Annotated in this window: 14 protein-coding genes; 3 read left to right on the top strand and 11 right to left on the bottom strand. The window is 47.6% G+C overall.

Going from position 1 to position 22,220, the window contains the following annotated elements; genetic code table 11:
- Positions 1-4 precede the first annotated feature (4 nt).
- On the bottom strand, positions 5-1,000 hold the full coding sequence (locus OEZ43_16550) for a hypothetical protein (protein ID MDH5547199.1): 996 nt from the start codon (positions 998-1,000) through the stop codon (positions 5-7).
- Between the two features lie 418 nt (positions 1,001-1,418).
- Here OEZ43_16550 and OEZ43_16545 point away from each other — a divergent pair, with 418 nt between their 5' ends.
- A complete protein-coding gene (locus OEZ43_16545) occupies positions 1,419-2,771 on the top strand; it encodes an NAD(P)-binding domain-containing protein (GenBank protein ID MDH5547198.1) in 1,353 nt (450 codons plus the stop codon).
- Positions 2,772-2,776: 5 nt separating this feature from the next.
- Here OEZ43_16545 and OEZ43_16540 read toward each other — a convergent pair whose 3' ends face one another.
- From OEZ43_16540 to OEZ43_16520, 5 genes are all read right to left on the bottom strand, one after another.
- On the bottom strand, positions 2,777-4,057 hold the full coding sequence (locus OEZ43_16540; GenBank protein MDH5547197.1) for a tetratricopeptide repeat protein: 1,281 nt from the start codon (positions 4,055-4,057) through the stop codon (positions 2,777-2,779).
- A gap of 107 nt (positions 4,058-4,164) precedes the next feature.
- A complete protein-coding gene (locus OEZ43_16535) occupies positions 4,165-5,082 on the bottom strand; it encodes a hypothetical protein (protein ID MDH5547196.1) in 918 nt (305 codons plus the stop codon).
- A gap of 19 nt (positions 5,083-5,101) precedes the next feature.
- Positions 5,102-5,785 carry a hypothetical protein gene (locus tag OEZ43_16530; protein ID MDH5547195.1) on the bottom strand — a complete coding sequence of 228 codons (684 nt, stop codon included), beginning with the start codon at positions 5,783-5,785 and terminating at the stop codon, positions 5,102-5,104.
- A gap of 2 nt (positions 5,786-5,787) precedes the next feature.
- The gene (locus tag OEZ43_16525) at positions 5,788-6,390 is read right to left on the bottom strand and encodes an RNA polymerase sigma factor (GenBank protein ID MDH5547194.1); all 603 of its coding nucleotides are present in this window, start codon (positions 6,388-6,390) and stop codon (positions 5,788-5,790) included.
- Between the two features lie 159 nt (positions 6,391-6,549).
- On the bottom strand, positions 6,550-9,357 hold the full coding sequence (locus OEZ43_16520) for a sel1 repeat family protein (protein MDH5547193.1): 2,808 nt from the start codon (positions 9,355-9,357) through the stop codon (positions 6,550-6,552).
- Positions 9,358-9,751: 394 nt separating this feature from the next.
- On the opposite strand from OEZ43_16520, the gene OEZ43_16515 reads away from it, so the two are divergent.
- On the top strand, positions 9,752-10,708 hold the full coding sequence (locus OEZ43_16515) for an ankyrin repeat domain-containing protein (protein ID MDH5547192.1): 957 nt from the start codon (positions 9,752-9,754) through the stop codon (positions 10,706-10,708).
- A 19-nt stretch (positions 10,709-10,727) separates the two neighbouring features.
- On the opposite strand, the gene OEZ43_16510 is transcribed toward OEZ43_16515, so the two are convergent.
- The 4 genes from OEZ43_16510 to OEZ43_16495 all read right to left on the bottom strand — a co-directional run bounded on the left by OEZ43_16510 (position 10,728) and on the right by OEZ43_16495 (position 15,704).
- Positions 10,728-11,963: a hypothetical protein gene (locus tag OEZ43_16510; GenBank protein ID MDH5547191.1), complete on the bottom strand. Its 1,236-nt coding sequence runs from the start codon at positions 11,961-11,963 to the stop codon at positions 10,728-10,730.
- 118 nt (positions 11,964-12,081) lie between these two features.
- Entirely contained in the window at positions 12,082-12,705 is a 624-nt protein-coding gene (locus OEZ43_16505) for a hypothetical protein (protein MDH5547190.1), read from the bottom strand.
- 1,020 nt (positions 12,706-13,725) lie between these two features.
- Positions 13,726-14,208, bottom strand: coding sequence for a single-stranded DNA-binding protein (gene ssb, locus OEZ43_16500; GenBank protein MDH5547189.1), 483 nt, complete (start codon positions 14,206-14,208; stop codon positions 13,726-13,728).
- A gap of 143 nt (positions 14,209-14,351) precedes the next feature.
- Positions 14,352-15,704: an MFS transporter gene (locus tag OEZ43_16495; protein MDH5547188.1), complete on the bottom strand. Its 1,353-nt coding sequence runs from the start codon at positions 15,702-15,704 to the stop codon at positions 14,352-14,354.
- 175 nt (positions 15,705-15,879) lie between these two features.
- Here OEZ43_16495 and uvrA point away from each other — a divergent pair, with 175 nt between their 5' ends.
- Entirely contained in the window at positions 15,880-18,699 is a 2,820-nt protein-coding gene (uvrA, locus tag OEZ43_16490; GenBank protein ID MDH5547187.1) for an excinuclease ABC subunit UvrA, read from the top strand.
- Between the two features lie 73 nt (positions 18,700-18,772).
- Here uvrA and OEZ43_16485 read toward each other — a convergent pair whose 3' ends face one another.
- Positions 18,773-22,063: a DUF6174 domain-containing protein gene (locus tag OEZ43_16485; protein MDH5547186.1), complete on the bottom strand. Its 3,291-nt coding sequence runs from the start codon at positions 22,061-22,063 to the stop codon at positions 18,773-18,775.
- Positions 22,064-22,220 lie beyond the last annotated feature (157 nt).

Genomic DNA, 22,220 nt, shown 5'->3' with positions numbered 1-22,220 from the left:
CTGTTCAATACATGTGCACGGCTAATACATGTGCCAAACCAGTAATCAATAGTAAATAGATGACGGGCACGTGTCCGATACGCCACAGACTAAACAGATGTTTAAAAGCATTGTAACGGGCCAGTTTTGTCAGCGACTTGAGATAAATCCTGAGTAATCGTCGCTCTTCCCTGTCAAACACTGGCGTTCCGTCCATTGCCATCGTTGCACCATCGTTTCGTCCAGGGGCAGACATCTGGCGCATCTGAATCAGCGCCCAGTACAACTGTCGAGACCGGATACTCACCCCAAACGCCCGAGAAAATGCATGAATCACACCGTGCGAATTAGCGAATGCGTGCAGCATAAACAGCTTCAGCATATTCTCGATTTCGCGAAGTTGATCAGGATGGTGCTGTAACACGCCCGCATGTACGGTTTGATGCAATTCCTTCAATTCCTGACGCGCCGTTTTTAGATCAAAGTTGACCTGGCTGTAGAGGTAGCGCCCAACGATACCGCTAATCACCACTAGCAACATCGAGAAAAACGCGACGCCTCCATTGACGGACTCAATACTAAATCGGCTGTGGATAACAATGATGGTTGGCGCTGACAAACCAATGAAGGTATGAAACAGAAACCAAAAACGGAGATTGCCCCAACGGCGCATCTTGTCGACACGCTTGCGCATGGAATAGACGAATTGCAACAGCATCATGATGCCACCGATCAGACCCATGTTATAGATCAGATCCTCAGCATTCATCAGATACTCATCCCGCCAGCTATACCACGTTACCAATAGTACGGCGACAAGCACCGCAAATATTGTGGTAACGATTTTCGCCTCACGGCCAAACTTTTTGTTGTCTTCCTGTATCACGGTTTCAGGTATCGCATCCTCTTTAACACTACTCGCTCGCCCTTCCCCCGATCCGGACTTGCCTGCGTTACGTCTTATAAATTTCAGACGCGCCAAAATCTTGCCTGCTTCAGGCAAGTCTGTAAGTATTCCCATGTCTGTCCCCTTCCCGCGTATTTTTTCATTATTATTAGGAGGTTAATATTCTTATCGGTCCCCCGGTAAATAATTTGAATCCGTTTTTCGATTGAAAAAGCAGTCCAACAGTCTTTATTATTAAGAACACTAAAAACAATGAGTTAGATGAGCCAGCAGGTAACACGTTGCATTGAATCGATTTAGACTGGATTGAATATCCAATGGCAACGCAGGTTAGTGACTCCCCACAAACGCAGATTATTGTTTTTTTATTTGATTCTATGATGAAAAAAGCCGATACAATTTACAACGGGCATGACATAAGGAATTTTTCGGATACGCAAATATATGATTTGCAAGGTCGCACCAGTTATTACTCCATTTGGACTTCTTTGTCCGCCATGTCCAAGCCAAATGGTTATATATTGATCCCTATATGCAGATAATTTTCGATTTCATCACCATAATCTGGACCACCTTCACTACCTATGTTGTTGATGCGCTTATTTACGGCGTTCCCATCGCGATCATCTTTTATATCTATAAACGTGGCCGTGACACCGTCAGTGAGCAAAGCCTGGAAACCTATATCAAGGTTCAAGAAGCCGGTTTGACGGAACCCGCATCTCTACATCCCATAATTGATCCCAATGTATGCATAGGCTGTGGAGCCTGTGTTACCGCCTGCCCTGAAGGTGGCGTGCTAGGGCTAATCGAAGAAAAAGCGAAACTAATTAATCCCACACATTGCATAGGGCACGGCGCGTGTAAAGCTGCCTGTCCTCTTGATGCAATCACTCTGGTTTTTGGCACAGAAAAACGCGGTGTAGAGATCCCAACACTCAAGCCCAATTTCGAAACCAATATGCAAGGCCTGTTTATCGCGGGAGAACTTGGCGGCATGGGACTAATACGTAATGCCGTGACTCAGGGGCGAGAAGCAATGGATTACATCAAGCAATATTTACCTTCGGTTAGCGGACCGGAAATTGATGTCGTCATCGTGGGGGCAGGTCCAGCGGGATTTTCTGCAAGCCTGGGCGCACTCGAATCTGGCTTACGCTACGTGACGATCGAGCAGGACTCTCTTGGCGGAACCGTTTTTAACTTTCCTCGCGGTAAACTGGTTATGACTCAGCCGATGGAGTTACCCATTGTCGGAAAGATTAAAATAAACCAGACTCACAAAGAAGCCTTGCTCGAGTTTTGGAACGCTGTAGAGCAAAGAACCGGTGTCCAGATCCACTACCAGGAGCGCATGGAAAATATTACACCTCTGCCCGGTGGCGGCTATTTGGTAAAAAGCACCAACGGTGAATACGAAACTAAGGCGGTACTACTTGCCATTGGTCGACGCGGCTCACCACGGAAGCTCGGCGTCGCGGGAGAACAACAATCGAAAGTCGTATATAACCTCATTGACCCGGAACAGTACAAGGGAATGCATGTGCTGGTGGTGGGTGGTGGTAACAGTGCGCTGGAAGCCGCAACGAGTATCGCAGAAGAACAGGGAAGCACCGTCACCCTCTCCTATCGTAGCAATGCCTTTAGTCGCGCGGCAGAAAAAAATCGTGAAAAAGTCGCTGCCCAGGAAGCCGAAGGACGGTTAAGCGTACTTCTCAATTCCAATGTGAAAGAAATAAAAGAAGACTCTGTTGTTATCGAACAGGAAGGCGAAGTCATGGAAATTCCAAACCAAGCCGTTATCGTCAGCGCTGGGGGTATATTACCGACACCTTTCCTGAAAAAAATAGGTATCCAGGTGGAAACCAAACACGGCGAACCATAGAATAATCAGTAATACATTCCCTCGAGCCCGAGAACAAACTCCCATCTATTATATGAGAAAGAAGTCTTTGGAGATGAGCTATTCTCTGTGTACGAGACATCGGCAACTGCAGTTAACCACTGATTTATTTTTATATTTGATACATTCCTGAACCTGATTCGCTGGTCTCTGCGCTGATTCTCGTGAGAGACTGCTGGATAGTCACTTATGCGCCATTCCAACATAAACTTCGGCGATGCCCGTCTTTCGCGAAATAATTGAATATCAACTTGGGCCGTAATACGTTTCGGTGAATAGATACGATATGTTGTGTCTGAAGTATCATTACGATTATTGGACTCAAGTACGACATCTGCTTGCAGCCGTATTTCTTCCAAATCGGATTGTGTTTGAATACCGACTTTTTGTTGAGTCCCGGAAACCGCAGAATTGTCCGACATGTGCTGTATACGCGAAAAACTATACCTTGGTTTTATATCAAGGATATCTGCGATCGAAATTTTCGCTTCCGTTCCAATATGCAAGTCTCCACTATACGGCTTGTAGCCCATCCCCATAGCGCCAACGCCTGGTGCAATTTTTAATGACACGTTTGAAAAGCGAAAGGACTTCTCCAGATCCACATTTAACATATCGATATCGTATTCTTGATGCCGCATGTTCACCAAACCAAACATCGTGACTTCGGCACTGGCGTGACGAATAAGGGATGGCAGTATGGATGTCGACCCGAGTAGCAATATATTGGAGAACACATTAGTCTCTTCTCCCGGCGTGCCTGTTTCCGGTTCTAGCGTCTTATCTTCAATACCGCCACTGACGCTAACATAAAGATAATGCGTTCCTACAGACTGACTCTGCTCCCCGTCAATACGCATTATCATTTCTCTCGCCATCGCTGAAAGTGTCGGTAAGTTTTGCGACTCAAGGCGCACAAATATCTCACGCGCCTCATCCAGTTTGTCACGTTTTACAGCGATCAACGCCAGATTGAATTCAACGCGAGGAAATAGAGGGGAGTTTGTCGAAATACGTGAGAATTCGTCGAGCGCAGACGGATAGTCCTGCAAACGGTATAAGGCGGAGCCGAGATTGAAGGCCAAGATTTCGTCATCAACACCTGATTCACGCGCAAGTCGCATCAGTTCGATCGCCTGCGCATATTGCTTGTTTTTGAACGCGTCTATGCCCAGGCGGAAGTAATCCGGGTCTTCTGACCCCTGGGCACTGGCAAACCCAAACATCCCTGTTAGCATCATGGCGAGCATGCTAGCCCTAAAATACATCTTTTTATACTTCCGTTAAATGACGGACGTTATTGTAGCGCTTTTCTTTCGACATAAAAAAACCCTTCCCAGAGGGAAGGGTCGGTGGCCAAAATAGGGCTGCTGTACTAGTTGGCCGAAAATCGATTGTTCTTTGCGTTGTCTGCGCGCGTCTGAGCCTGTTCTTTCTTTTCTTGCGCAGCGGCCTTGGCTGCATCTGCGTTTGCCTGTGCGTCTCCAGCGGCGGCTTTGGCTGCGTCAGCATTTGCTTTAGCCGCATCTGCATTTCCTTTGGCCTCTTCCGCAATTGCGTTGGCAGCATCCGCATTGGTTTTCGCATCGTCTGCCATTGCTTGAGCCTGGTCGGCAACTTCACTGGCTATTGCGCGATGCTCTTCTGCTGCGTCCTTCGCTGCATCAGCGTTCGCACCAGCCTGCTCCTTGGCCGTTTCTGCGATTTCCATCGCCGCAGCTTTATGATCCTGTGCAGCCGCCTTGGCAGTTTCTGCTTGTTCCTTCACGACTGTAGCGATCTCCTCAGCATCCTCACGCTTCTGTCGAGCCTCTTCGGCGCGGGCCTGACCAAGCTCTCTACCTTCAGCTGCCTGTTCCTTCGCCAATTCAGCACGCTCCTGACCGCGGACACGTTGTTCTTCAGCACGATTTTTTGCTGCTTCAGCCTTTGCCAATCCGGCAGCTTTTGCTGCTGCGGCTTTTGCCATAGCCGCCTCTTTACGTTCTTCAGCCTGAGTCGCCGCAGTATCAACACCATCTTCCATGTCGTCTGTTCGACTGTTGAATCTTTCCGCATTGCGTGTGCGCACATCATTGGCTTTTTCCAAACCTTTGGCATGTTCAGTAGCACTAGTCGATGCTCGTGCAGGCAATGCAAGTTCACGGAATTCTTTAATTCCATCTTGAGCGCTTTCGATTACGCTTACGCTGATCTCTTCGACATCTGCCGTCTCCAGCGCCGAAACCGGACTCAGAAAAAACGCGCCTATCATCGCAAAGAAAAAAGTATTTAAATTAGTGTGCTTCATCATGTGTCTTCCCCTGTAACTTTCAAACACTGAAGTTTTTAATCGAGACATCGATTAATGTCTCCTGTCTGGCAGTCGCATCGAGATTGATGGTAAACACTTTTGTTTTACCTGCGCGACTCACAGTGGCGTACAGCACCCCTTTTCCTTCATGTTTAACCATAATAGGTAAAGTTAATATATTTATTCCTTTGCTTATTGTCGTTGTCCACGTTAGTTCTCGTTCGCCAGCATACCCAACCAGTTCCACATGATCTGGTAGAGATAAGGACATACTGACTTGTTCAAAATCCGCTGGAGAGTCGAATGATATCCGAACATTTTTCAACTGATCGACTTGCGCGTTCAGTGTCACAACAGCTTGAGTTAATTCGCTGTTCTCCGTATTGACTAAGGTTGCCGGTGTAAATACGGTCCAGGCGAATAGTGCTGCCGCTATTGCTGTAGCAAATCCGTTCCAAAACCCAAAATGCTTGTGCCCTCCAGAACTGCGGACAATGTCATCCATTATCCTGTCGAAAAACTCACTATCTGGAGCATCGGTCGGCTGTTCACTCAAGGCTCTACGAATTTCGCGTTCCCTCAAAACCCTTTGCTGACACTGAGCACAATCACTAATATGATTTTCAATCCGTACCATGTTATCGCTGTCCAGTTGTCCGCCAACATAGTCGATAATCACATCTTTGATTGAATCGCAGCTCATTTTTAAACCCTCTGCTCCTTACACGTGGACGCTTCAGAAAAGGTTCCGTGAATTTCTAATATTTCGCGCAACCGATGACGCGCGCGATGTAATCTGGATTTCAACGTACCCAGAGGTAGCTCAAGAATCTCTTGCATTTCAGCAAGCGAATACCCTTCTACTTCGAACATCAGTATCAATATGCGATGCTCGTCGCTCAACATTTGAATAGCTCGGCCAACCAGTTCGACAAGTTGTCGTTGCTGGATTAACTCCTCGGCATCAACTACCGAAACTGATTGGATTTCTGATTCTTCTACATCTTGCTCAAGACTGTGTACGGGCTGCCGTTGCGCGCGGCGATATTCATCAACAAACATGCGATACATTACTTTCGCCAACCAGGTACGGGGATTATCAAGCTCTTGTAGCTTGTGACGTCCTTTATGGACTTTGAGCACCATCTCCTGCACCAGGTCTTCTGCATCCTCTCGCGTACCGGTCAAACGAAAGGCCAGCCGATACAGATCAGCCAAATGCGGTCTGATGTGTGTTTCGAACTGTTTGTTTGTGCTGGGCTTGTTAAATAGACTCATGCTTAGTGGCTGAGAGTTTGCGACCGTCAATTAGTTAGACACGTCACAACCTTGAAAAAGGTTCCTCGAAAATCCGAGCATACTACAAAATCGTGCTTAGTCAGTTCTTACGCAGCAGGTGTAGGTTGAGGTTTGAGCTTGTTGCGGATGGGAAAGTAAGAGAAAGAAAAAGTGTGTAGTTACGCTTGGTTACGCTTGGTTACGCTTGGTTAGCAACTCAATAGCAGCGGTATGTCCCAGTTTCGCCGCTTTACGTATCCATTGCATACCCTGGTCGATGTCTTTTTCCAGACCAGTTCCACTTAAATAGAATTCGCCCAGACGAAACTGCGCTTCGGGCAGGCCTTCATCTGCAGATTTGCGAAACCACTTGGCCGCCATCACATCGTTTTTAGGAACGCCATCGCCTGTCGCAAACATAAGACCAATATTGAAATGCACTTCGGCAAGCGAGCGACTCTCGTCGCCACCGGAAGATATGTCCGTTACCTGGGCGCTTTGCTGAGTGCTCGGCTCAAGAGGAGGAGGCGGCGGTGGCGGCGTAGTGCTTGTACCCAGGTTGTTGGCGGAAACACGAGAAGTGCCACGTGCAATTGAAGGTTTCTCTATACTTGGAATTGATGATCTCTCAGCTGATACCGGTCCTTCAGATTTAATATTAATCACCGGCGCCCGAACAGACTCTCCACCGCGGCGTATGGCATGGAGATCAAGATCTGCAAAGTCTATTGGTCCGCTAGGTCTGGCTTCTTCGGTAGGCTTTTCGCTTATCTGAGACTCAGATCGCTTTGGCAACACCTTGCCCTCGCGATCAATACCAAAACCGTCGTCAAACAAGTTATCTGCTTTTACTCTACCGGATGCCAGGGCATCGCGACTGATAGCGGTGCCAGCAATTCCCTCGGCGGAAATGGTTTGTTTTCCAGTAATTGGTGATTCTGCCGGTTTGACCCTCGGCGGCTCTACCCTCATTTCTCCTGCGCCCCTAACTCGCTCAACCGATATATTGGTTTCAGTGGCTTTTACCGGAGCACCCTGTTCACTTGACTTAGTCGGCTGAGACGGCGGTCGCGGCGGAGGCGTCTGTACCGGGGGTGCAACATGTTTGACTCGCGTGGGCTCTGAAACAGCCTTAGGTGGAGGAGCATCACTGACTGGTTTTTCTACTGCCGTATCTTCGTCACGCACTACTTCGTCACTGACTAAGGCGCGAATATCCGGCAACTGAATATCGTCTTCCGGAATTATCGGTTTTTTCTTGCCCCCCGGGCCCCAGGTAACAGCTTTGAACACCTCAGTCGCGCCACCTCGATTGGTTGCTGGCTCCGGTGCAACTTTCGCCGGCTCTGCGGGTTTGGCTTTGACTTCTGCGACAGGCCTCTCGGGTTCAGGCTTGTCATCCCAAAGCCCCTTGAGGAAATCGACATCTTCACTGCGCAGCTGGTTTGCACCGATAGTATTCTGAGCGGGCCGCTGCAGCTGAAAACTCGGCATTTGACCGCCGCTGCGGCGAAAAAGAAAAAATACGACTGAGCCCAGGCCGACGATACCGGCAACTCCTAATATCATCCAAAACCAGTCAAACTGAGACGCCACTGCCTTCCCCGTCGTTAACGTTGAATCTTGACCCACTCCCCGATCGGCAGGAGTCGTTATAACTGTTGTAGCCGTAGTCGGTGATGCGACACCTTGACCAATCTGGTCCAATCGGCGCTTTGCTTCACGATGCCCGCCCTCTGCTGCGAGGCGATACCATAGCTTTGCTTCATTTAAGTTTTGATTAACCCCGCGTCCCATCTCGTAAATCTGCCCTAGTAGAAACAGGCTTTCGAGATCCCAGTTGCGGGCATTTTCTTTCAGCCATGTTACCGCAATTGATCCACCCAGGGAGGAATTATCTGGGTCATTGTTCCACAGCTGAAGATAGTCTTTTGACAGTTGGTGTCCCTGACTGGCTGCGGCATTAAACCAGCGCAAGCCCTCCTGAGTATCTCGATTTACACCGCGTCCCTGCATATAGAGCACACCCAGGTTAAACTGGGCATCGGCGTTACCCTGGCGAGCGGCGGATATATACCAGCGCACCATTTCGGCTTCGTTTTCAGGCACGCCAGTCCCCTTGTCCAGCGCTCGTGCAATATTGAGCTGTGCCGAGCTCAAGCGCTCATCACTTTCGACTGGCTGACGCTCGTTCAAGACCCGCGTATCGCGACGTGTGTCCTCTTTCGCAGGCTCGGCCTCTCGTTCCTGTTTTCTATTGCGTGACCGGGCTCGGTCTAGGCTGGCATTCAATGTCCGTAATGCTTCCTTCTCACCCTCGTCGACGACACGACGCAAACCGCTGATGAGTTTTTCGGCATTCAACTTTTTGGCATCGCCTATATCAAAAACCTCCTGGACAAGAATCTCCGCGATACGGTTGCCATTCTCAGCCGACAAACGCAACAGCTCCACGCCAGCATCCTGATCTTTTTCCACGCCTTTTCCGACGACATACATCATGCCAAGGCGCAGTTGTGCCATATCGTGTTGTTGATCCGCCGCCTCTTTGTACCAGCGAACTGCTTTGCGCTCATCAATTCCGATACCCCAACCCGTTTCGTACATAAAACCAAGATTGTATTGTGCCTCCATATCGCCTTCCTCCGCGGAAGGCAGATACCACTCAAGCACGACGGACTCGTCACCACTATTGGAATTTTCAAACAGCGCCAGCCGCTGGCCAGCATTGTTATGACCTTTTTCCGCGGCCTGGCGATACAGATCGCGCGCTTCCTGTTCATCTTTGCCTACGCCGTCTCCCTGCTCATACATACGACCGAGGAGATACAGCGCCTCCGGGTTGCCATCACGGGCGAGCGGACGCAGTAGCGCCGCCGCTTCTTCAAATTCACCGGCGCCATAGGCATTCTTCGCATCTCCCAGCTCGTCAGCAAAAACGGGGGACGCGAGTAACAGGAATAAGACAACTGCGATGTGTCTAGTAATAACAGGCATAGAACTCTTTTCGGTTTTTGCTCAAATTTGCTTCTTTCTCAGCCATTTATAGGATTTCGTCCTAATTTTGCCACGCTTTAGGCAAATTTCCTTCCCCTCTCAATAAAAACAAGTATTTACAATTTTATTTCATCTTCGCCAGGTAATGTCCGATTCCATGCAGGAATCTTGCACCGATTGGACGGAAGATTCCTCGAATAAATTAGAACCACAATACGGTATAAACATGTTTTTTGACAATTTTGGAACTCGCTTATTCCATAGTATTCATACATGTATTATGAAGATCAATCGTAGTCTAATCCCTAATTTCACCCTGTTTTTTGTGGTTTTATTGCATTTGCCTAGCGCTACTGTATCGGCAGCTACCCCGCCTTTTCAGAGCTGGGACAAGATGCATATGGCCGCTGCAAAAGGCGAAACTAACGCAATTGAAGCCTTGCTCAAAAAAGGATCAAAAGTCGATGTCCTGGACGAGGATTTGCGCACCCCGCTGATGTATGCCGCAAAAGGTGGATATCTCGATATCGCGCAGATGCTACTAAAACACGGCGCCGATATACACGCACGTGATAATGAAGGAAAAACACCCCTCATTTGGGCTGCCAAAGGTGGATTCCTGGAAACGGTAAAACTATTGGTAAATCACAAAGCCAACGTCGATGCCGAAGACAATCGAGGCAATACGGCTTTTTTCTACCTGGTCTCGCTCAACTACGAAGAGGCCGCCTTATTTTTGTTGGCGCGTGGGGCAAACATTGACAAAACGAACAAGGCGGGCAACACCCCATTAGTCTCCGCGCTACAACACGGTCATACCGCTCTGGCGAAAACGCTAATCATACGTGGCGCTGACAGCAACACCCGAGACACCCAGGGACACCCTCCTCTGTGGCATGTCATACACTTTAATTATCCAGACTTAACGAACCTATTGCTAAGCCGCTCCAGAACCGCCCATCTTAAAGACATTGAAGGTCAAACCCTGCTTCATCTAGCCGCGGCCAAAGGTCGTGACGAACTCATTCGCGCCTTGCTATCCAAAAGAGTCGATATCCAGTCAACCAGCCTTCAGGGCAACACCGCTTTGCACCTCGCCGCCGCCAACCGACAAATTGAAACCGCCAAAATACTTATCAAAGAAGGAATAGACATTCACGCACGCAACAGGCTCGGAAATACAGCTCTACATCTGGCAGCAAGACATGGCAGCCGGCAAATTGCCTTTGAACTCATCAACGCTGGTATCGATATCAATGTACGCAACAAACAAGGTGAACTGCCGATTGATCTTGCTCGAATAGAGAATCATAAGGACGTCATGTTGTTGTTTCAGCAATTGAATAATTAATGTCTCAATTACTCCGATGTCAATTAGGCAGTAGCCATAAACGCGAATGCGGCTGACCACTATTAACTCGGATACGCTCGACAATTTCCAGATTTCCCCCATCCAGCACGACTACTTCACCGTTCGGGCCATCGGAACTGAACACCGTTCCATCCGAAAGAAAATCTAGTGTTCCAACACTACCCAGTTTCAGCTCATGGGTTTGTTTCAACTTGGGCAAAGCCGTCATGTCGAAGCAGGCAACTACATCGGTCTTTAGATTTTTTTGTTGATCTTCGCTGCCGGAACTGCTCGTAGTTAAAAACAAACGACTTCCATCAACGTTGAAGAAATACTTACTGATATAAATATCGGACAGATTGATACTATCTACTACGGTATTGTCAGTGACATCCAATACCGACAATTTTGCAATTACATGATCCGGGTCGGATTTTCTGTCGGCACCGCGTCCAATCACATAGCGTCCGTCGCGGGAAATAAATAGATTGCTGTGACCTTTGAAGTTAATCCGCTTCTCTATCTTGGCAGTCGCGGGGTCAATTACAACCACCGTACCGTAACCGTTGTTGAGGTTATAAAGCTTCCCCGTTACTGACGAGTAAACCAGCCCATGCGGGAATGCATTATTAGGTACGGCGTCTGCTTGCAAGCCCTGCTCTTTATCTGGCTCACACAGATTCAAGGTCGCAAGTACTTTTAAAAATGTCGCGCTATCGTTTGGGTCACTACCGACAAAACTCAAAGTGCCGTCTTTGAGATTACTAATAACCGCCCGACGGGGGGCATTGGGCACTGTTGTAGATGGCCACGTAAAAGCCGCCTGATGATGTCCTCGACCTACGCAGACGGTACCAAGATATCTTGCCGCACCCGAATTACTGTTTTCGACTACGCTCACCGATGATCCGTTACTGCCACAATTCAAGGTATCGTTACCCGTCTCCTTGTCCCCATCATTCATAAACCAGTCTAGTGTTGTATAAGGATCGGAGTATACGTGTGCAGCAAATGCGTCTTCAGGAAATTCATTTACGACATTCAACTCTTTGCTTTGCGGATCAAGCAAAACAGCTTGAGTACCTGTCGTTCCTACCATAACTGGTTTTAGGGCCTTATCGAGACCGGAGTCCTTTCCGCTCGGTAGTGTTGTGACCTCGATTTGACCATTACTATTTCTAATATGCACCAGTGTGCCGGTTTTACGGTCGCCGGAATAATAGGCCAGGGAAAAATCCGGATAAGCATTCGTCATGACATTACCTTGCGTTTGAGGAATCGGAGCTGACAGGGATTATAACAAGGAAGTTGGGCGCACCCAATTCCCAAACCCCTGTGCATGCCGAGACCAAGCGCAAGAAAACGGCTTAGATTCAATAGACTTGCAGCACACCTTCTCCAATACTGTGCACTATCCAGGGCGTGCCAGTTGTCGAATCCAGGGGGTCGTTGACGACGATGGAGTTATCATAATCGTCATAACGGATTTGTGTTCCCCAATCCGCTGCTGCGACTTTCGTTATCGGCGTCTTTGGATCTTCATCCTGGTCTGCATAAAGACTGTAGCTTCCCATAAACACATCGCCTGCATCAAACACAGCATTGTCATTCCAGTCCACATAGAATTTAAACTTGTAACTACCACCAGGATACTTGCCATTTGTCTGTAGCTTGAATACGGTGTTTGCGTAAAGCGTACCATCCTGGTAACTACTACCTTCCCAATCAAAATTGCTGGTTGCTATCAGGTTGATCGAACTGTTGAGATCTTCATCCAATCCTTGCACAGAAAACCTAACGGTTCTTCCCCAATAATTAAAAATTCGATCCTGGTTGTCAGTGGCATTTTCTGGGTAGTGACTACTCGGCCCAAGACTAACATAAAGCATGATCTCATTCTTGTCGGGATCACCCGACGCGCCGCCTCCACACGCACTGAAAAAAGTAATGAAGACACCGAGAAGAAAAAATATTGTCGTTGTTTCACGCCGCATCATGTCATGAACTCCTTTTGTTACAACGTTCCTGTAATACTTGGCAGTGTAGAACGTAAATTTCTTACTGGCAATCCATCTGTCGTATTTCCAATTTTGCGCATAGTCTTTACCTACGCACCTTTGTGTTGTGAAAACTGAATTTTTTCCGCGAGCAGTTAGAAAGTGTAACCGCGTCACCTACACGAAATCCAAATCCGACTAAAAACGACAGTCATGCCTTAATCGCTAAACTATCTCCGCATCTCCAATTCTAATCACGCATATCATCATTAGATTCTTGCCCAACACTCGGCAATTACCATCCACAAACGAATTAGCACACGACTCGCAGCAAGCATACTTCTCCTTGCAGAGAGAGTAAGCATTGCTAGGCTTACATCCTCATCGTTATAACATCCCAACTGACACGCAAAGAGCATCGTTGAGTTTTGTAGATACCAATATAAACCCATGCAAAAATTACTATTCATGAATGAAGGTATATATTTCTGACGTTTTCACTTTACATGTTACTTGCGAAATATATTTTTTTGCGCATACTAAATCAATTTAACTGATTCACAATTACCACCATGAATTCAATACATCTTTTAAAGCAAAAAATATTGGAGAGAAACACGCGTCTTTTCTCACCAGCAGATATGTCGCTACATTCCGAACATAATGACAACTTATGCTGCATTGCTTGCAACACACTAATCACGTCGCCACATTTTCGCGTTGTTATAGCAGGCGATTTCACACACAGCTTCACCAACCCTGCAGCCATCACCTTTCATATCGCCTGTTTTTCGGAGGTGGAAAACTGTCGCACGCAAGGATTACGCACACCACAAGACACCTGGTTTCCAGGCTATCACTGGCAAATTATCGTGTGTAAAAACTGCGGACTGCAGTTAGGCTGGAAGTTTTCCGGGAATGATAATTTTTTTGGTTTAATCGTAAATCGTTTGCAAATATCGACTGAATAAAAAAAGGGACAGTATTGCTGTCCCTTTTTTGTTATACGATTGTCGCGACCTAAAACGGGATGTCGTCATCGAAATCGCCAAAGTCTCCAGCTGGCGCTGCCTGCGGCTGAGAACGGTTTGAGGGCGCCGAAGACTGGCCACGTGGCTGTTGATTTGCCATGCCACTGCCACTAAAGGCTTGATCACCTGCACCACCACGACTATCAAGCATTTGCAGATCGTTAGCGATGATTTCCGTTGTATAACGGTCCTGTCCATTTTGGTCCTGCCATTTACGCGTCTGCAAACGGCCTTCAACATAGACCTTGGAACCTTTGCGCAGATATTCACCTGCAATTTCACCAAGACGTCCAAATAACACTACTCGATGCCACTCGGTCCGCTCCTGGGGTTCACCTGAATTCTTGTCTTTCCAACTTTCTGAAGTGGCAATACTCAGATTCGCCACAGCGCCACCACTTGGCATGTATCTGATATCCGGATCATTACCCAGATTTCCGATAATGATTACTTTATTGATTCCTCGCGCCATATACACCTCGCATAATAACTTATTGAATTTTTTATATTATTATTTTCATCCCAATAGAGATTCGGGCATCATACCATACCGGCGCCAACGACGGTCCACTATTGTCTAAACGGCACCGAATATTGGCGATATGATTGTCACCACTACACCTGACTAAAACGCTTCAACTGTTGTTTATCCAGGGCGTGAATATCTACTTTCAGATAAGCAATACCTTCTTCCGCTATCACCACGGCCTCGGCAACCCCAGTAACTGCGGTCAGCTCACCAACAAGCCGACGGGCAGTCTCATCATCGACTTTACCGATATTCACCATATAACTCGCAAGATAACGGGGATTTTTCATCGTCGCGGCCACTGCAAACCACAGCATTAAAGCCATCAGAATAAAAAGAAACACGCCTTGAATGCCAAATTGGCCATGTATCCAGCCGCCTATCCCGCCACCGCAAAACGCGCCGAAAAACTGCGAACTCGAATAAACTCCCATGGCCGTCCCCTTAATATCCGGCGGCGCCGTTTTCGAGATCAGCGAAGGCAGTGTCGCTTCCAGCACGTTAAAGCCAATAAAAAAAGTAAGCAGCGCCAGTACAACAATAGCAAGTGAGTCAGCACCCACCAAAAAGACAAACTCACCAGCCGCAAGCATCAGTATCGAGCTGACGAATACCTGTTTCATACGCCGTTTTTTCTCGGCGATGATGACAAAGGGCACCATTACCACTAACGCCAACAACAAGACCGGCAGGTAGATTTTCCAATGTTCAGAAGACGCCAATCCCAGATTGTCGCGCAAGACCAGGGGCAAAACGACGAAACTGGCCGTCAACGCCATATGCAATATAAAGATGCCCACATCTAGCCTGAGCAATTCCGGATTCCCTAACACGGTTCGAAATTGGGATGGGATGGGTTCAGCGTCACGATGGAAACGGCTATTTATTGGCGTCGGTACAATAAAGGCCAGAACAGCAATCCCGCCCAAGGCAAGACCGGCAGTAATCCAAAAGATCCCATTTACTCCCACCCAGCCATCGATGACGGGACCAGCGACCAGAGAAAAGGCGAATGACAATCCAATACTGGCTCCGATCATCGCCATGGCTTTGGTACGGTGCTCTTCACGGGTTAGATCTGCGGCAAGCGCCATAATCGCAGCGGCTATTGCGCCCGCACCTTGCAAAGCCCGACCCGCAATAACGCCCCACATGCTATCCGCTGTGGCGGCTACCACACTACCCGCGGCAAACACCAGCAAGCCAAAGGCAATTACTTTCTTGCGTCCAAAACGATCGGACGCCATACCAAAGGGAATCTGGAAAAAGGCCTGGGTTAAACCGTATATCCCAATTGCAACACCAATCAACAGGGGCGTCGTGCCTTCAAGATGCTGCGCATAGAGTGCAAAAACAGGCAATATCATGAACAGACCAAGCATACGCAAGGAATAAATCATCGCCAGTGAAACGGATGCACGTTTTTCTGTTCCGGTCATGATATCCGGATCGAAATCCTCATTTTGTGTATGTTCTTGTTTCACTAATATACCTATAACTTGACTTGCTATTGATGCCTGATGTGCGCCCTGTAACAAAGCCGGCATAATTCGTTTTGGCATCATTCGGCGAAACGCCGTATATTAGCAGGTTCGGTTCGACTCAGGAATTCCAATGGACAAGATCACCCTACGCGGTGCCCGAACACACAATCTCAAGAATATCGACCTCGAAATACCTCGCGACAAACTTGTGGTACTAACCGGACTGTCCGGTTCGGGCAAGTCGTCACTTGCATTCGACACGATTTATGCGGAAGGACAGCGCCGTTATGTTGAATCGCTGTCCAGCTATGCTCGGCAATTTTTGTCGGTCATGGAGAAGCCCGATATAGATCATATTGAAGGTCTATCGCCGGCGATATCTATTGAGCAAAAATCGACGTCGCATAACCCTCGCTCGACAGTCGGTACGATCACGGAAATATATGATTACCTGCGTTTACTGTTTGCACGAGCCGGTGAACCGCGCTGCCCTGACCACAACACAGTGCTACAGGCACAAACCGTAAGCCAGATGGTCGATCATACGCTTGAACTCCCCGAAGGCGGCAGATATATGTTGCTTGCGCCGATTGTTCGCGACCGAAAAGGCGAACATCTTCAATTGCTGGGCGAATTGCGCTCCCAGGGTTTTGTGCGAGCACGCATTGATGGCGAAGTTTTCGAACTCGATGTCATCCCTGAGCTGGATAAGAATCAGAAACACAATATTGAAGTTGTTGTTGATCGCTTCAAGATTCGCGACGATATAAAACAGCGTCTCGCCGAGTCTTTTGAGATGGCATTACAACTCAGCGACGGAATAGCAATTATCCAATCACTGGACGATGAAAAAGAGAAGGAACTAGCTTTCTCGGCGAAGTTTGCCTGTTCTCACTGCGGATTCAGCCTGAAAGAACTCGAACCTAAAATTTTTTCTTTCAACAATCCATCGGGAGCGTGTACTAGTTGTGACGGCCTGGGAGTTACACAGTTTTTCGATCCCAAGCGGGTAGTATCCCACCCGGAATTAAGTCTCAGCGAAGGCGCGATTCGAAACTGGGACAGACGCAACGGTTTCTATTCCGCATTGCTGGATGCATTGGCAACGCATTTTAAATTCGATCTCGACACACCATTTGGTGAACTGCCCGACGAGATACGTCAAATTGTACTTTTTGGTAGCGGAAGCGAAGAAATTAGCTTTTCTTATCAAAGCGAACGCAACAAGAAAATCGAAAGAAAACATCCTTTCGAGGGCATTATCCCAAATATGGAAAGACGTTTTCGCGAAACAGACTCCAGTGCAGTGCGCGAGGAAATGAGCAAATATCTTAGCACTCACCCTTGCCCAGACTGTGAAGGCACTCGACTGAACCGTGAGGCACGCAATGTCTTCATTGACAATCATGCCCTCCCACAGGTCACCCATATGCCTATCGGCGTTGCACACGATTTTTTTCAACAACTACAGTTTGAAGGTGCTCGCGCAAAAATAGCCGAAAAAATTATCAAAGAAATAAAGCAGCGACTCCAGTTTCTAGTCAATGTTGGTTTAAATTATCTCAGTCTGGACAGACGAGCTGATACCTTATCAGGCGGCGAAGCGCAACGAATCCGCCTTGCTAGCCAGATTGGCGCCGGATTAGTTGGTGTAATGTATGTGCTCGACGAACCATCAATCGGTTTACACCAAAGGGACAATGAGCGTTTGTTGACAACACTCAAGTATTTGCGAGATCTTGGTAATACGGTAATCGTCGTAGAACATGATGAAGACGCTATACGGTGTGCCGATTATGTAATTGACATTGGCCCAGGAGCTGGCGTGCACGGCGGAGAAGTCGTTGCGCAAGGTACTCCTGATGCCGTTGCAGCAAACAAAAACTCGTTGACTGGACAGTACCTGAATGGAACTTTGAAAATTGCTATTCCTCGAAAACGAATGACACCAAACAAACATCGCATGCTACGCATTATCGGTGCAAGTGGAAATAATCTTTGTCATGTGACGACCGAAATTCCTATTGGCTTGCTCACCTGCGTCACTGGTGTTTCCGGCTCGGGCAAATCCACTTTGATCAATGACACACTTTATCCCTATGCAGCACAAGCGATAAACAGGGCTAGTCTCGACCCATCTCCTTTTGAACGTATCGAGGGATTGAGTCATTTCGACAAAGTAATTGATATCGATCAAAGTCCGATAGGACGCACACCCCGATCTAATCCTGCAACTTACACTGGACTATTCACGCCCTTACGAGAATTATTCTCCAACACACCCGAGTCGCGTGCAAGAGGTTATGGTCCCGGCAGATATAGCTTTAATGTAAAAGGGGGCCGGTGTGAGGCATGCCAGGGCGACGGATTAATCAAGGTTGAGATGCATTTTCTTCCCGATGTCTATGTGCAATGCGACGTGTGCAAAGGAAAACGTTATAACCGGGAGACCCTGGAAATTAAATACAAGGGACTGAGTATCAACCAGGCACTGGAGTTAACGGTGGAAGACGCGCTGAAGTTCTTTGAGAACATACCGGTGATTGCACGCAAGCTACAAACACTGATCGAGGTAGGGCTTTCCTATATCCGTCTGGGTCAAAGCGCTACCACACTCTCCGGGGGAGAGGCGCAACGCGTAAAACTTGCAAAAGAACTGTCCAAGCGTGATACCGGCAATACGCTTTACATTCTTGACGAACCAACAACCGGTCTACATTTTCATGATGTACAGCAATTACTGGAAGTCTTACACCGACTTCGAGACCAGGGAAATACGGTTGTGATTATTGAGCACAATCTTGATGTCATTAAAACAGCTGACTGGGTTATCGACTTAGGCCCTGAGGGTGGAAACGAAGGCGGCAAGATTATCGCTGCAGGAACGCCAGAAGAAATCGCCAGGTACGATCATTCTCATACCGGGCGATTTCTTAGACAATATTTGTAGACTTAATTCGATTTAACCTCTAAGTGGACGCGCTGAAGTAACTGTGAGTTTCTCCAGCGCATCCGGGGTCAAATCAGTAAAAGTAGCTCTGTTGGCTAACGCTGAGCGCGTCTATCACCTGCCCATCAAATGACTCTATGCGGTTGGAGATATAGAGCCTTGAACCTGTAGCTGTTTGTCCTGGTAACAATCCACCGACTGAACTTCCGATGCGAAGACGTTGTACGCGACCGTTGTCATTCTGGAAGTTATATGTATTGATTGTGACCCCACAGCTAAGCGTTACCGTATTGATCAAATTTGTGATCGTTCCGGAAACCGGTGGTGGTGGTGGCGTATACACAGGCAAAGTGTTCGGATAAACGCTGGTTGCCACCAAACGATTACCGAGAATCTGCCCGGTAACACTCAACTTCGTACCAACAGATAGTAAGGCGGTAGACGGCAACGAAGAGTTGTTCATCTGTAACTGATAGCCAGTACCATTTTGATCGACGAAGTAGTATTCGTTAGTACAACCAACCGAAGTGATCGTACCAGTGACCGAAATCGGTTGACCACCAACTCCAAAGTTCACCGGCAGACCAGCACCGACGATCGGGGAGTATTGAACTTCGAGCGCATCCACGATTTGTGGGTTAGCACCACTCACGCGACGCACGACAACGAGACGTGTACCATTGTCGAATTGCGTTGGCTGATGCATAGCGGCTTCGTTAGTTATACGTAGTTGCATGATCTGACCATTGTCAGTTCGGAACTGGTAGGTGTTGACCGGGAATCCACACGTTGTTTGGACGCTATTAGTCAGAGACATAATAGTTCCATATAGTGGAACGCGGTTGACCGGGTCGGCAAATGTTGCAATTGGGTTGATTTGTTGTGCAACAATTTCGTTATTAACCAGTGAGCCAGTAACCGACAATTGAGTACCTACATCGATCAGCATACCTGTTGCGAGCAGATTCATATTCACGCGCAACTTATACAACGCGCCTGACTGATCTATAAAGATGTAGGTTTCATCCAGGCCAGTGGAACAATCCAAGCCAGTCACGGTTCCCATGAAAGAAGTCAGAGAACCAGTGAAAGGATTAGGATAGGTCACAGGTATAGTTCCGGGAAACGGAAGCGCACTTCCCGGCGTCGCCACTGAAATCGCAGTGATCTGACGCGCATAGAAAGTTGACCCATATCCGTTATTGGTTGAAGAACCCGTTACACGAACATAGTCACCGATACGCAGGAAGCTAGTGCCCTGGCTACCTTGCACCTGGCTACTAGGTGAAACAGTAATCGAATAGGCATTGCCGTATTGATCGAGCAAGCGATAGCTCAACAACTGGCCTGTACAGGTAAATGTTCCACTAGGCGCACCAATCTCAATAATGGTACCAACAATTGTTGTGTTGTTTTGCTGGTATACATCGATCGTATTGGCCTGCAATACACCGGGAGAGAGCATAGTGCCAGACACCTGAACGCGTGACTGATAAGGAATATTTACCAGTCCATTTGCGAGTCCATTTACGCGTGTCGTATTACTGACGTACAACTGCAAAACCTGGCCGTTGTCAGTGGTGAAGCTGTAGTTGTTTTGCGCACCAGTACAACTCACGCCGCCACCAAAGGACGCCCCGAGATTATTGATGTAACCACTATATGTTGTAGCTGTGCTGTATCCGTAGTTCACAATCTGAACTGGGGACCGCGCCTCAAAAATACCCTGGCTGCCATACGATGCGGATGAAATCCACGCCCCATTTACTTGAACGCGCATACCTGCACTCAAAGTATTGTATGGATTACGATAGATCGAAGGAATCTGCACGGTAATCGAGGTTCCCTGATCGGTTTGCAATAATACCTGATCTATATTGCTATACCCGCCAGAGCTCAACATGGTACTGATGACGCCAGTCACCACGCTGTTGGTGAAAATATTCTGAAGCGGCCTAACCGACTGCGCATAAACACGCTGCTGTCCATAATATCCGGAATAGATATTCGAACCCTGTATTTCAACACGCTGACCGATCAGATAAGCCAGATTGTTGATCAGGTTCGCAGGAATCTCAACTTCCTGAACTCCACCGAAGTCATCTACAAGCAGGTAGTTATTTTGCAAAACACCGGGGACGGGATAGGTATTTGGTCGATTCAGAATACCGCGAAAGGAACGTACATTGGCGACAAATGAATTGAATGCATTAGGACTAAAACGCGCATTTTGATCGAGATAGTTTGTCGACCAGTTACCTTGAAGATTAACTCGTTGGCCTGAAAGGGCGAGTGCTTGATTGCGCAGGTTCGCAGGGACGTTCAAAAAGACATTACGGCCTCTATCGTCGCTAACATAAAAATCATCAAGATCGTAAGATGTGTTGTTGGCAACTGAGTAATACAAGGTTCCATTCAAGTTATTACGGAAGGGATTATCATCGCTGTCTGTCCGCACTTGAAATTGGTTCGGAATGTATACACCTTGACCACTAGCTCCGCCAGGAAACCATTGGCCATTTAGTTGAACGAATGAGCGATTTTGCAGGCCTCTGAATTGATTGTCCAAATCGCCTGAAACATTCAATTGATTCCAGCGTCCATCATTACTAACAAGCCAGTAAGGGTTAGCAACGCGGTTAGCATCATCACTATCCTGGCGAATCAGTTGCCCGCTAAGAGGAATGTTTTGACGGCCATCATCGCTGCGACGAACCTGAAAATTATTGGTGCGGACAGTAAAGCCATTGTTAAAACCACGGCCATCATCGTCAGCAGACGTATTGAAAGAGCGATTGTCGCCGTTGTTCGAACCATTAACTCTAAAAGAGCCATTATCGTCGCCAGACTGTCTGAACTGGTTATTCAAGACAACTGTCTGGGGGTATCCATATCGCGAATCGTAATTAACGCTTCTTACTGATCCTTGCTGAATGGCTTGACGTAAATCAGAGAAAACCGTTTCCATACGCACAGATTGATTTGCCTGCGCACGATTATTGTCGCTGCCTTCACGCGCTACAATCTTGCCACGAACCTTTTCTGCCGCCGCATCAATCTCCGCTTCTAACTCTTCTTTATCTTCCAGAGCCTCGTCGCTCTGGATAGTCATTTTCTGCGATGACTTTATTTCATCAGGACAGTCACAGTCTTTTTCGATATCAAAGCTGTATGCCGATACACCCGATTGCGCCCACACCATTTGGTTATTATCGAGTTCCTGGATTAGCAAATCTTGTTCACTCAAACCGGCTTCTTCATAACCAAGATAGGAACAAGACGCCAAGCTTGCGCCAAGAGTTAAAAACAAAAATGCCTTGATTGGTGCACGCGTACGCGCACCCAATTGTGTCGGATTAAACATATCTCCCTCCCCGTGGAGAATTTTTTAATATTTGTTGGGTCAGGGTAAGGCAGCGCCAAAGAACCTGTCAACAGCTAATTCTGCATAAAAACTGACTTGGCATAAGTAAGACAGCACAGTCTTACGAAGGGCTTAATATTCAAATAAGGTTTTTCAT

The organism is Gammaproteobacteria bacterium (genome assembly GCA_029881255.1).
In the GTDB taxonomy this organism is placed as follows: Bacteria; Pseudomonadota; Gammaproteobacteria; order S012-40; family S012-40; genus JAOUMY01.
Note: the sequence above shows the minus strand (reverse complement) of the source record. Positions and strands in the feature narration are given on the sequence as shown.

What these genes read in the sequence shown, in the direction of transcription:
- OEZ43_16540 (MDH5547197.1), bottom strand. Translation starts at nt 4,057, where the DNA reads ATGTATTTTAGGGCTAGCATGCTCGCCATGATGCTAACAGGGATGTTT.
- OEZ43_16545 (MDH5547198.1), top strand. Translation starts at nt 1,419, where the DNA reads ATGCAGATAATTTTCGATTTCATCACCATAATCTGGACCACCTTCACT.
- OEZ43_16530 (MDH5547195.1), bottom strand. Translation starts at nt 5,785, where the DNA reads ATGAGCTGCGATTCAATCAAAGATGTGATTATCGACTATGTTGGCGGA.
- OEZ43_16495 (MDH5547188.1), bottom strand. Translation starts at nt 15,704, where the DNA reads ATGACCGGAACAGAAAAACGTGCATCCGTTTCACTGGCGATGATTTAT.
- OEZ43_16520 (MDH5547193.1), bottom strand. Translation starts at nt 9,357, where the DNA reads ATGCCTGTTATTACTAGACACATCGCAGTTGTCTTATTCCTGTTACTC.
- ssb (MDH5547189.1), bottom strand. Translation starts at nt 14,208, where the DNA reads ATGGCGCGAGGAATCAATAAAGTAATCATTATCGGAAATCTGGGTAAT.
- OEZ43_16510 (MDH5547191.1), bottom strand. Translation starts at nt 11,963, where the DNA reads ATGACGAATGCTTATCCGGATTTTTCCCTGGCCTATTATTCCGGCGAC.
- OEZ43_16485 (MDH5547186.1), bottom strand. Translation starts at nt 22,063, where the DNA reads ATGTTTAATCCGACACAATTGGGTGCGCGTACGCGTGCACCAATCAAG.
- OEZ43_16515 (MDH5547192.1), top strand. Translation starts at nt 9,752, where the DNA reads ATGCATATGGCCGCTGCAAAAGGCGAAACTAACGCAATTGAAGCCTTG.
- OEZ43_16550 (MDH5547199.1), bottom strand. Translation starts at nt 1,000, where the DNA reads ATGGGAATACTTACAGACTTGCCTGAAGCAGGCAAGATTTTGGCGCGT.
- uvrA (MDH5547187.1), top strand. Translation starts at nt 15,880, where the DNA reads ATGGACAAGATCACCCTACGCGGTGCCCGAACACACAATCTCAAGAAT.
- OEZ43_16535 (MDH5547196.1), bottom strand. Translation starts at nt 5,082, where the DNA reads ATGATGAAGCACACTAATTTAAATACTTTTTTCTTTGCGATGATAGGC.
- OEZ43_16505 (MDH5547190.1), bottom strand. Translation starts at nt 12,705, where the DNA reads ATGATGCGGCGTGAAACAACGACAATATTTTTTCTTCTCGGTGTCTTC.